The 10,392-nt window shown below is 44.8% G+C and carries 8 protein-coding genes; 4 read left to right on the plus strand and 4 right to left on the minus strand.

From position 1 onward, the window contains the following. Positions 1 to 197: 197 nt before the first annotated feature. Positions 198 to 890, minus strand: coding sequence for a 2-C-methyl-D-erythritol 4-phosphate cytidylyltransferase (gene ispD / locus QUB24_RS04490; RefSeq protein WP_333151065.1), 693 nt, complete (start codon positions 888 to 890; stop codon positions 198 to 200). A 172-nt stretch (positions 891 to 1,062) separates the two neighbouring features. On the opposite strand from ispD, the gene QUB24_RS04495 reads away from it, so the two are divergent. Next, positions 1,063 to 2,025: a glycosyltransferase family 9 protein gene (locus QUB24_RS04495; protein ID WP_333151297.1), complete on the plus strand. Its 963-nt coding sequence runs from the start codon at positions 1,063 to 1,065 to the stop codon at positions 2,023 to 2,025. Between the two features lie 324 nt (positions 2,026 to 2,349). Here the strand turns inward: QUB24_RS04495 and QUB24_RS04500 are convergent, their stop codons facing one another. From QUB24_RS04500 to QUB24_RS04510, 3 genes are all read right to left on the minus strand, one after another. After that, the gene (locus QUB24_RS04500) at positions 2,350 to 3,135 is read right to left on the minus strand and encodes a DUF4058 family protein (protein WP_333151067.1); all 786 of its coding nucleotides are present in this window, start codon (positions 3,133 to 3,135) and stop codon (positions 2,350 to 2,352) included. A 197-nt stretch (positions 3,136 to 3,332) separates the two neighbouring features. After that, complete coding sequence (locus QUB24_RS04505) at positions 3,333 to 4,052, minus strand: response regulator transcription factor (RefSeq protein ID WP_333151299.1); 720 nt, start codon at positions 4,050 to 4,052, stop codon at positions 3,333 to 3,335. Between the two features lie 54 nt (positions 4,053 to 4,106). Continuing rightward, positions 4,107 to 4,751: an ATP-binding protein gene (locus tag QUB24_RS04510; protein WP_333151069.1), complete on the minus strand. Its 645-nt coding sequence runs from the start codon at positions 4,749 to 4,751 to the stop codon at positions 4,107 to 4,109. Between the two features lie 296 nt (positions 4,752 to 5,047). On the opposite strand from QUB24_RS04510, the gene QUB24_RS04515 reads away from it, so the two are divergent. The 3 genes from QUB24_RS04515 to QUB24_RS04525 form a co-directional block, all read left to right on the plus strand. After that, entirely contained in the window at positions 5,048 to 6,460 is a 1,413-nt protein-coding gene (locus QUB24_RS04515; protein WP_333151072.1) for an AAA family ATPase, read from the plus strand. Between the two features lies 1 nt (position 6,461). Further along, a complete protein-coding gene (locus QUB24_RS04520; protein WP_333151074.1) occupies positions 6,462 to 8,711 on the plus strand; it encodes a beta-propeller domain-containing protein in 2,250 nt (749 codons plus the stop codon). A 1-nt stretch (position 8,712) separates the two neighbouring features. Continuing rightward, a partial coding sequence (locus QUB24_RS04525) for a WD40 repeat domain-containing protein (protein WP_333151076.1) occupies positions 8,713 to 10,392 on the plus strand: 1,680 nt, incomplete at its 3' end.

Below are 10,392 nucleotides of genomic sequence, written 5' to 3' on the forward strand. Positions count from 1 at the left end.
TGATCTTTCTAAGATAACATAAGGAATAGGCAAGATGCCTGTTCCACACACAAATTTTTATTGAACAGGCAAGATGCCTGTTCCACAACTAACACCTTATTATTTTTATTGAACAGGCAAGATGCCTGTCCCACAACTAACAAATTATTGATTGTGGAACGGGTATCTTGCCCGTTCTTAAAAATACTCAACAAATTCTATTTACTCTTATCTGTTCTCTGCCGCAAAATAAATTCAGCTAGTGCTAAATCTACGGGGGTTGTGACTTTCAAATTCGTCTCTTCCCCCTCCACAATTTGCACTGGTAAACCGCATTTTTCAAACAAAGCCGCATCGTCTGTCACTTCCCAACCTTTTTGTCGCCCTTCTTCGTGACACTGCTTTAACAATTTCACTTCAAATCCTTGGGGAGTCTGGGCTGCCCACAAATTGCTTCTGTCTGGGGTGTCTCGCACGATTCGACGCTCATCTACGACCTTAATCGTATCCTTGACCGGGATGGCGACAATCAAGCCTGGACAGGTCAAGAGGGCCTCGGCAGATCGATCGAACAATTCAGCAGTTGCCAAACATCGGGCTCCGTCGTGAATCAACACTCGATCGGCATTTGGTGGCAAAGCCTGCAAACCGTTGTAAACTGACTCTTGCCTGGTGGCGCCTCCTTGAATCAGTTCCACGGGCTTAACCAAAGATAAATCGCTCAGAATCGCTTTAAAATCAGGAAAATCGTCTGGCTGGCCCATGATGCCAATCCAGCTAATGTGCTGCGAAGCTTCAGCAGCAGCCAAAGTCCAACTCAGCAAAGGTTTAGAGAGCAAAGTCAGCAGCAGTTTGTTCCGCTGACTCCCCATCCGTCGCCCCGAACCCGCTGCAGGAATTAATAAGTGCATTTACTAACCGTTTTTAACCCAACTAGATATATATAATAAGAGCGTCCTGTACTTTTGAGTCAGTTGTTTAGCTGTCAGCCAGTAGCTTTTAAGGTCTAGAAATACTATAAGCTGATAGTTGAGAGCCGATCTCTGAGAGCTACCTCGATCAATAATAGCCCGATCGTTTATGATGCGAATACTAGCACTTGTCCCTGGCGGGATTGGCGACCAAATTTTATTTTTCCCCACTCTTGATGACCTCAAGCAGTCTTATCCCGACGCGCAAATTGATGTCATCGTGGAACCGAGGGCAAAGGGTGCTTACCGAGTCTGCAAGTCGGTCAAAGAAGTCTTGACGTACAATTTCAAAGACCGCAACGCGATGGCGGATTGGGGCAATTTGCTGGGTGTAATTCGCGATCGCGAATACGAAGCAGTGATTTCCCTCGGCCAGCGGTGGACTGTAGGGCTGCTGCTGTGGCTGACCGGCATTCCGCAGAGAGTTGGCTATTCGGGAACCAACGGCGCTCGATTTCTCACAGCAGCAGTACCGCTGAAAACTGAACAGTACGCCGCTTCAATGTACCACGATTTGCTGGAAGGATTTAACCTTAAAAATCCTTGTCCGCCAGTGGCAATTAATGTACCAAAACAGGACATTCAGTGGGCGGAAGCCGAACAGCAGCGGTTGGGGGTAAAAGAAAGCGGCTACATTCTAATTCACGGCGGTTCCAGTCAATTAGCTGTGTCTAAAGGTATTGACAAAATTTACCCTACAGACAACTGGAAGCAAATCATCGAAGACTGTCAGCAGCGGCAGCCGAATTTGCCCGTTGTTGTTGTGAAAGGCCCTGAAGATGCAGACTTCGTGACAAAGTTAGTCGAGTTATGTCCGAATGTAAAAGTTATCTCGCCGGATGATGTCGGCAAGTTGGCGGCGACAATTGCTGCTGCTAATTTGATGATATGTACTGACAGTGCGCCGATGCACTTAGCTGTGGCGGTTCAAACTTATACAATAGCTTTGTTTGGCCCGACTGAACCGGCGAAATTGTTGCCAAAGAGCGATCGATTTTTGGGCATTAAATCTCCTACTGGCAAAATGGCAGACATCTCTCCTCAAGATGTTTTAAAGAAGGTTTGGGGCGGCTAAAAACTAGGATATCTAAGTCTGGACACGGCGCCGTGCCCATTGGTGTCAATTTAAGGTCAAACGCAGTCACAGATGGCTGTTTGACTATTAAATCTAGATCCCCCCTAGCCCCCCTTAAGAAGGGGGGGACAAGAGTCCGATCAAAGTCAACCCCTACTCCCCTTCTTAAGGGGGATTTAGGGGGATCTAGACTCAGGTAAAAGCGACATTTATCAAGGCTTTCAGTTAAGTTGACACCAATGGGCATTGCCGTGTCCTCCATCGCCTAGATTTAGGACACGACATGGCGACAAATATATTAATCGCCGAGAAGGTTGCTGTAATTTACCGCCTGCCTATTTCTCGCAGCAATTCATCAGCCCAAACTCTATCTTCTTCCTTGAAACGGGGTACAGGTTCCCGATCGTAGTCCAAGGTTAAATCAAATCTGGCGCGATCGTAAACCCCCATTAACAAACTCTGTAAATTCAACTCCGGTTCTGCATCTGGTGACTGCAAAGGTATCCTAAATACAGGAATTTCATCTCTCACATTAAAAGCATATAATTGTGCTTGTGGCCGCTGATTTGCTCGGGCGATCGAGATTCGGTAATCTGTCTGCGGAATTTCGCTGGCAAACGGCAGATATTTTCCGCTTCTGAGCAAATCTATCTCTACCAAATGCGTGAGAGTTCCTAAAACTTTCTGCCGCTTGTTAAGGTAAGCAGTTCTTCCTTCACCGGCACGTTTGTTAGCGGGAGACAAAATTTCAATGACTGTCACCACCCTGCCCGTTGTTACCTCTCTAATTTCTAAATAACCTTCCCTGCATTCTTCAGGAATTGGCAGCGTTACTGTTACGAATTCGCTACGGGGCGGTAAAGTCATCACTGCCGATCGTGTTTCGGTTGTTGTTGTCCTTGCAGCGACTACAGATACATCGGGAATCGCTATATCAACAGAGTCTTCCCCACCAGTCATATAAGTGCGTTTTTCGATCGCCACTCGATATTGCTGACTGAGATTTTGCTCTATGTCATCGGCGATAGCCACGATCAAACGGTGGTGTACTTCGGGCCAAAATTCGGGATTTTCTAAATAAGGGTTCATCCCTGGAAATGGAGAAGGCATTTTAGTACCTCATGGGCGATCGATTTAATTCAATTATACGGGAGCATCTCACTTTTGCAGTTAAGCTAGAAATTGGAGTTTTAAGGCAGGAGGCAGGAGGCAGGAGGCAGGAGGAAAGAGGAAGAAGGAAGGAGCCAAAAGAAGTGTTTTTACAAATATGAGATGCTCCCAATTATACAATATCAAAAGTGCTGAGCTTAGGAAATTGCCATTGCCGTGCTAGAGGGCGGCTCGAACCTGTAACCGTAACCCCGAATTGTTTTAATAAACTGCGACGCATTAGCATCAACTTGAATCATTTTCTTGCGAATCTGACCGATATGTACGCTAACAACGTTCTCTTCTCCTGTGTCGTTGCAGTTCCACCCCCAGATTTTTTCGATTAGCTGTTGGCGACTCCAAGATTGACCGGAATGACTTGCCAAAAAATACAATATCTTAAATTCCAAGGCTGTTAACTTGATAATGCGATCGTTGAGTGTTGCTTCCCGACGCGCTGAATCGATCGCGAATTGATCGAATACAATACGTGATGGAGTGACAGGCCTCATCCGTCTCAACACAACTTCTATACGAATTGCCAACTCTGCCAAACCAAAGGGTTTACAGATATAGTCATCAGCACCGGCGGACAGGACTTTAAGTTTATCAGCTTCGTCTGTGCGGCTGCTTAGCATGATCACAAAAACATTAGTACGGCGCTGCATTTCCTGGCAGAGGTGATAACCTGTAGTATCCGGCAAATTCCAATCAAGAACTACTAGGAGTGGCTTTAATTTCTCAAACACTTCTAAAGCCGTCTCGCCATCTGCTGCCGAATCTACTTGATATTTCTGAGTTAAAAAACGATGAACTAGAGTGCGGATGGATGGGTCATCCTCAACAACGAGAATCTTGGGAGTAGTATCAGTAATCATCACAAAAAAGTTCCTTTCTGTGGTCAATGGAAGGGTGGCAATTTCAGAACAGCTTTAGTGAAGAGTAAAGCCCAAGTCGTTCCAACTAAACAGATTTTTTTCTGGCAATTCTTCTTTCAGCTTAGTCTTGAGATCAAAAGGCTTTCCCCAATCCCATATTTCGATCTCTAGGCGTTCGTTAAAAACTGCGATCGCCAGCTCGATTTTCGGAGTTTCCACTGACCGATTTGTGTGGGCGTGGCGAACAGCATGGGCAAAACCCTCGATCGCAGCAAGTTTACAAAGCTGCAAAACTTCTTCGGGAATGTGTAGAAGCTCTAACTGCTCAACCCACTGCTCAACCCACCATAAAACTTGAGTAACAGCCTTGATCTCGCTACTTACTTGAAGTTTTATTTTGTGAAGTGGCTGGTTATAACTTCGATCGGATTGGGGAGTTCGTTGCTCTTGAAGCCAGTTAAAGCTATGTAAAACGTCGATTGCACGCTTAAAAAAATCCGCTTGAGTGCTAGGTTCGGGTGGTACTATACCGGGCTGAAAATATTTGACAATTAACAGACAGTTTCGACCGGCAGACGTGCGGGTATAACTTAGCTCATCGGCAATTTTGCCAATAAGTTTTATACCTATTTTGCCTATTTCATCGATTTCGCTAAAATCTTCCTCACCGTGCGAGTTGCCGAATAATTTAAAGTTCATTTGACTGACCTCTCTTGTTTATCAATAACTGCTTGTCTGTGTTCTGATCAAATCATCGCATCACTTTTATTGAGTGAAGTTGACCAGAGGTATAAAGGTAGGTCTATTAGAGGTCGGTATAATGAAAGTATACTCAAGGTATAATTAAACTACTGTCATGCAAAGTCCCTATCCTTCGCAAGGCTCAGGACTGCGAAGCATCCCAGCCGTCTCAGAGATCCTTCGCGAGGCTCAAGATGATTTAAGTGCATGACAGTGCGTAAGTTGTAATAAAGTTATATTGGGGGTTAACCTAGATGGATTGGCAAGAATTCCTTACAGGCGAATCTGGCAGACATGAATTATCTATGGAACAAACACAAACATTATTAGCACTCTTCTCTCGTGAAAGAGTACCCCTAAATCAGACAGAGCTTTCATTAACATTAAGCATATCAGAACCTACTGTAAAACAGCGGATGGGAGAGATTTACAGGAAGTTTTCAGCCAGTTTTCCAGAACTTGATAACCACCAAGGTGCAGGTAAGTCGAGGATTCTGCATACTAAATTAAAACAGAAATATTATCAACCATCACAACCAGTAGTTGCCCCCTACCCTGAAGAATTTATATCGTTAATAGAAGAAAAAATTCGCAGGTTTTGCGGCCGCCAATTTGTTTTTGATACTTTTCAGCAATTTATCACCGACAATCCTCACGGTTATTTTACGATCGTCGGGGATGCGGGAATGGGCAAAAGCTCGATCGTTGCCAAATACGTCTGGGAACATCAATCTCCCTGCTATTTCAATATTCTCGTCGAACGTCGCAACAGACCAGAATTGTTTTTGAAGAGCATTCGCCGTCAATTAATTGACCGCTATCAATTGCCAAAATCAGAAGACGCCGATTTACCAACTTTACTGGCACAGGTGGCGGGAAAACTCACGGCGGGCGATCGTTTGGTAATTGCAATTGATGCACTGGATGAAGTCGAACAAGAACCGGGAGGAAATCTTTTACATTTACCGAAAAATCTGCCCAATAACGTATATTTTCTGCTGACACGGCGACCCTATAGTTTTGATAAAAAGCAGTTGTTAGTCGATGTTCCGGTAAAAGAGTTAGATTTAAGAGACAAGGAGTATGTTGATTTCAATCAGGATGATATCAAAGAGTATATTCGGTATGCGCTCAATACCGATCTGGAGTATAAAGATAAACTGAGAAACTGGATTCAAAGCCGCAGTATTAGCGAGACTATTTTTGTGGAGCAACTGACCAACAAAAGCCAAGACAATTTTATGTATTTGCGCTATGTTTTGCCTGCTATTGCTAAGGGTGATTACAAGGACTTGAGTTTAACGCAATTGCCCGATGGGCTGCAAGAATATTATCAAAACCATTGGGTGCGAATGGAGATTGACGCTAAGCCTGGGCAATTGATGGAGATTGTCTTGTATATTTTACTAGAGATTGGCACGCCGATTCCCTGCGAGATGATTGCTGGAATTGCCGAGAAGGGTGAATGCCATGTGGCACAGATTTTAGAAAATAAGTGGGTTGAGTATTTGAAAAAGCAGGAGGTAGACGGAGAAATCTGCTACACCATCTATCATGCTAGTTTCCTTGACTTTCTGAAAACCAAACGGGAGATGGATTCAAATCGGAGAATTTTTCAGGAAGTAAATCAACGGATTGCTGAGTATTTAGAAGAGGGGATGACGTGAGATGGGAGAATTTGCTGACAAGTTAGCGGCTAAACCACTTTTCTATCAACGTGCTTATCTGGGCAGCTTACTGCCAAATCATGTCAAGTCAGGTAATTTAGAAAAGTATTATCAAAAACTGACAGATTTTAACTTTCTGATGGCAAAGATTCAGCATCCTGAGTTTGGGTTGCAGGCACTGATTGATGATTTCGATTTGGTTGATGATTCAGAAGTAGTAACTCACCCAGAGTACAACCCAGAAACAGCGAAAGCCCTGAACTTGATTCAAAGGGTACTGTGGATGTCAGTCGATATTTTGGAGCGAGATCGGACGCAACTGGCAGGGCAATTGTTGGGGCGCTTGCTGCACTTTAATATTCCGGAAATTCAGGTAATGTTAAAAGTAGCAAAGCAGTGGAAAGCAGCACCTTGGTTGCGTCCTTTAACATCTTGTTTAACTCCGCCTCGCAGGGGGTTGCTACGCACCATCGACGGTCACAGCGACTCGGTAAATGCAGTAGCCGTCACGCAGGATGGCAAGCGGGCAATCTCTGCCTCAAGGGACAACACCCTCAAAGTCTGGGATTTAACTACTGGAAAAGAAGAATTTACTCTGACTGGTCACAGCAACTCAGTATATGCAGTCGCCGTCACTGCTGATGGCAATCGGGCAATTTCTGGTTCAGATGACTACACCCTTAAAGTCTGGGATTTAACCACTACAAAAGAAGTGTTGACTCTCATCGGTCATAAAAGCTGGGTCACAGCAATAGCCGTCACTGCTGATGGGAAACGGGCAATTTCTGGCTCTTTGGACAACCCCCTCAAAGTTTGGGATTTAATAACTGGAAAGGAAGAATTTACCCTCACTGGTCACAGCAACTCAGTAAATACAGTGGCTGTCACTGCTGATGGCAAACGGGCGATTTCTGGTTCATCGGATAACACCCTCAAAGTTTGGGATTTAATAACTCGAAAGCAAGAGTTTAGTCTCGAAGGTCACAGCAACTCAGTAAATGCAGTAGCTGTCACTGCTGATGGCAAACGGGCAATTTCTGCTTCTTTTGACGGCACCCTCAAAGTCTGGAACTTAACCACTGGAAAGGAACTGTTTACTCTCACCGGTCACAGAGCTTTGGTAAAAGCAGCAGCAATAAGTGCTGATGGCAAGCGCGCGATTTCAGGTTCAAGAGACAACACCCTCAAAGTTTGGGACTTAACCACTGGAAAGGAAGAGTTTACTCTCACTGGTCACAGCAACTCGGTAAATTCAGTAGCCATCACTGCTGATAGCAAGCGGGCGATTTCTGGTTCCTGGGACAACACTATCAAAATCTGGAATTTAACAACAGGAAAGGAAGAGTTTACTTCTGAAGGTCACAGTAATTCGGTAAATGCAGTTGCTGTCACTGCTGATGGCAAGCTGGCAATTTCTGGTTCATCGGACAAGACCATCACAGTCTGGAATTTAACAACAGGAGATGAACTTTTTGCTCTCACTGGTCACAGTAAATCGGTAAATGCAGTTGCTGTCACTGCTGATGGTAGGCGGGCGATTTCTGGTTCCTGGGACAAGACCATCAAAGTCTGGGATTTAATAACCAGAGACGAACTGTTTACTCTCACTGGTCATAGCGACTGGGTAAAAGCAGTAGCCATAAATGCTGATGGCAAGCAGGCAGTTTCCGGTTCTTTGGACAAAACCCTCAAAGTCTGGGATTTGTCAATTGGAAAGGAACTGTTTACTCTCACGGGTCATAGCGACTGGGTAAAAGCAGTAGCCATAAATGCTGATGGCAAGCGGGCGATTTCTTGTTCATCAGACAAAACACTCAAAGTCTGGGATTTAACAACTCAAAAAGAAGAGTTTACTATTGAAGGTCACAGTTACTCATTAACGGTAAATGCAGTTGCTGTCACGGAGGATGGGAAGCGAGCGATTTCTGGTTCAAGAGACAAAACCCTCAAAGTCTGGGATTTAACAACTCGAAAGGAAGAGTTTATTCTCAAAAGTCACAGCGACTCAGTAAAAGCAGTAGCCATCACCCCGAACGAGAAACGGGCGATTTCTGGATCAAGAGACAAAACCCTCAAAGTCTGGGATTTGTCGAGTGGAAATGTCATTGCCAGTTTTACAGGTGAAAATTCGATCGCCTGTTGCGCTATTGCACCCGATGGAGTCACAATCGTAGCAGGCGACGCATCCGGCCGCGTATATTTCCTGCGACTAGAAGGGATTGCTGAGTATTTAGAAAAGGGGATGGCGTGAGATGGGAGAATTTGCTGACAAGTTAGCGGCCAAACCACTTTTCTATCAACGTGCTTATCTGGGCAGCTTACTGCCAAACCATGTCAAGTCAGGGAATTTAGAAAAATATTATCAAAAACTGACAGATTTTAACTTTCTGATGGCAAAGATTCAGCATCCTGAGTTTGGGGTGCAGGCACTGATTGATGATTTCAATTTAGTTAACGCTTCAGAAGCACTAATCCACCCAGAGTACAACTCAGAAAAAGTGAAAACTCTGAGCTTAATTCAAGTGGCACTGTGGATGTCAGCCGATATTTTGGATGCAGATAAGACCAAACTGGCGGAACAATTGTTAGGTCGCTTACTGTACTTTGAAATGCCTCAGATTCAAGCAATGCTGGAGGTAGCAAAGCAGTGGAAAGCAGCACCTTGGTTGCGTCCTTTGATAGCTTGTTTAACTCCGCCTCGCAGGGGACTACTACGTACCCTCACAGGTCACAACCACTGGGTAAATGCAGTAGCCGTCACGGAGGATGGCAAGCGGGCAATTTCTGGTTCAACAGACAAAACCCTCAAAGTCTGGGATTTAACAACTGGAAAGGAAGAGTTTACTCTCAGAGGTCATAGCGACTCAGTAGATGCAGTCGCTGTCACCCCGGATGGCAAGCGGGCGATTTCCGGTTCCTGGGACAGCAGCCTCAAAGTTTGGGATTTAACAACTGGAAAGGAAGAGTTTACTCTCACTGGTCACACCTACTCAGTAAATGCAGTAGCTGTCACTGCTGATGGGAAAAGGGCGATTTCGGGTTCAGATGACAACACCATCAAAGTCTGGGATTTAATCACGGGAAAGGAAGAGTTTACTCTCAAAGGTCATAGCTACGCAGTAAATACAGTCGCCGTCACGGAGGATTGGAAACGGGCAATTTCTGCTTCTTTGGACAAAACCCTCAAAGTCTGGAATTTAACAACTAGAAAGGAAGAGTTTACTCTCAAAGGTCATAGTGATTCAGTAAATGCAGCCGCCGTGACCCCCGATGGCAAGCGGGCGATTTCCGGTTCCTGGGACAAGACAGTAAAAGTCTGGGATTTAACAACTGGAAAGGAAGAGTTTACTCTCAAAAGTCATAGCGGCTCAGTAAGTGCAGTAGCTATCACGGAGGATGGCAAGCGGGCATTTTCTGGTTCGTGGGACAAGACGGTTAAAGTCTGGGATTTAACAACTAAAGAGGAAGAATTTACTCTCACTGGTCACAGCGACTGGACAAATTCAGTTGGAAAGGAACAATTTATTCTCCCGGGTTATAGCGATTCGCCTAATGCAGTTGCCGTTACGCCCGACGGTAAACGGGCGATTTCTGGTTCAAGAGATAATACCATAAAAGTTTGGGATTTAATAACTCGAAAGGAACAATTTATTCTTACTGGTCACAGCAAATGGGTAAATGCAGTTGCCGTTACTGCTTATGGGAAAAGGGCCATTTCTGGCTCGTGGGACAAGACCATTAAAGTATGGGATTTAACAACTGGAAAAGAAGAGTTGATCCTCACTGGTCACAGCAATTGGATAAATGCAGTTGCCGTCACTGCTGATGGTAAACGGGCGATTTCGGGTTCAAGAGACCATACTATTAAAGTATGGAATTTAACAACAGGAAAGGAAGAGTTTACTCTCACTGGTCACAGCCAGTGGGTAAAT

Source organism: Microcoleus sp. B9-D4, assembly GCF_036705105.1.
Lineage (GTDB): Bacteria > Cyanobacteriota > Cyanobacteriia > Cyanobacteriales > Microcoleaceae > Microcoleus.